Source organism: Methylobacterium sp. WL116, assembly GCF_008039455.1.
Classification (GTDB): domain Bacteria; phylum Pseudomonadota; class Alphaproteobacteria; order Rhizobiales; family Beijerinckiaceae; genus Methylobacterium.
In genome coordinates, this window is the sequence record NZ_VRUV01000774.1 from 1 (window position 1) to 1,578 (window position 1,578).

General features: G+C 71.7%; 2 protein-coding genes. Both read left to right on the forward strand.

Translation table 11 applies throughout. The features are described from left to right. Positions 1 to 173: 173 nt before the first annotated feature. The gene (locus FV223_RS27215) at positions 174 to 590 is read left to right on the forward strand and encodes an NADH:ubiquinone oxidoreductase subunit NDUFA12 (protein WP_147729816.1); all 417 of its coding nucleotides are present in this window, start codon (positions 174 to 176) and stop codon (positions 588 to 590) included. A 345-nt stretch (positions 591 to 935) separates the two neighbouring features. Further along, a partial coding sequence (locus FV223_RS27220) for a DUF2155 domain-containing protein (protein WP_147729817.1) occupies positions 936 to 1,578 on the forward strand: 643 nt, incomplete at its 3' end.

Consider the following 1,578-nt stretch of genomic DNA (forward strand, 5'->3'; position numbering starts at 1 on the left):
GGCAACGGGGCCGGTCCGCGGCGACGCCCGCCCGGCGGCGTCACCGGCGCCCGGACTCGGGTTTCGGACTTGGTTCTGGACTTGCGGGCACCCGCTGCTCATAACCGCGCTCTGCATGCGCAGCCCGGATCGCGATCCCCGGCCGCGCGTGCGAGCAGGCTTCGGAGACGGCGATGGCGCTCAAGGACACGCTTCTGCGCATCTTCACGTGGTGGAACGGGCAGACGATGTCGCTCGCGCTCTACACCGCGCGCAGCGGCAACTTCGTCGGCAGCGACGACCACGGCAACAAGTACTACCGCGCGCAAGGGGCGCTGATCGACCGCTCGGTCGGCTCGGAGCGGCGCTGGGTGGTCTACAACGGCTACGCCGACGCCTCGAAGGTCCCGCCCGGCTGGCGCGGCTGGCTCTGCCACAACATCGAGCTGCCGCCGAGCGAGGAGGCCTACACCCCGCGCGAGTGGCAGAAGCCCCACGTCGAGAACATGACCGGCACGGCCGACGCCTACCGCCCGAAGGGCTCGCAGCTCTCCTGGGGCGCCCGCCCCGCCGCCACCGGCGACTACGTGCCGTGGACGCCGGGCGAATAGCCCCCCCACCAGTCCGGCCGGCACGTCTCCCCTCCGGTTGGATAGGCCTCCGAGGCCGGATCTGCTTTGACGACCCGGTCTCCGTCATTCCGGGGCTGCGCAGCAGAGCCCGGAATCCAGGGCCGCCGCGAGGCGCAGACTGGAGCGAGACCCGCGGCGCTGGATCCCGGGCTCGCCTCCGGCGCCCCGGGATGACGGGGAGGGGCCGGAAACGAGACCTGCAGGCCCTGTCCGCCCGCGTCGCGACCACGGAGGCCGCGCCCTTTTTCCACCACCGTTTCCGTATTGAACGCGTCGATCCGCCGGCCGCGCGCCGCGTCGTTCACTTGCCGAGAGGGGCGTGCCTTGAGCCGCATCACCGCACGGGCCGCGTTCGGCCTCGCCGCCCTCGCGCTCTGCGCAGGCCCGGCCTCCGCCGACAAGATCAAGAACCCGACCGCGGTGTTCTCCGGCCTCGACAAGATCACCGGCCGCATCGTCTCGTTCGAGGTGGCGGTGGACGAGACCGTGCAGTTCGGCGCGCTGCAGCTCACCCCGCGGGTCTGCTACACCCGGCCGCCGACCGAGAGCGCCAAGACCACGGCCTTCCTCGAGGTCGACGAGGTGACGCTGGAGAACAAGTACCGCCGGATCTTCACCGGCTGGATGTTCGCCTCGAGCCCCGGCCTGCACGCGATCGAGCACCCGATCTACGACGTGTGGCTGGTGGATTGTAAGGGCGGCAGCGACATCATCGCCGAGGCGCGCGAGCAGGAGGACGTGCCGGCGATGGCCGCCAAGCCCGAGCGCAAGCGCGGCACGAAGGACGCCGCCAAGACCGTGCAGCAGGTCAACTCCGCCGGCCAGGTCGACGTCGAGGCGCCGCGCGGCGTCCCGGTCCAGCCGCGCCAGAAGCCCTCGCGCAAGTTCTTCCCGTCGAACGAGGGCCCGGCCCCGGCCCCGCCGCAGCCCCCGCAGCCGCAATCGATCTTCGACGCGATCTTCCGCT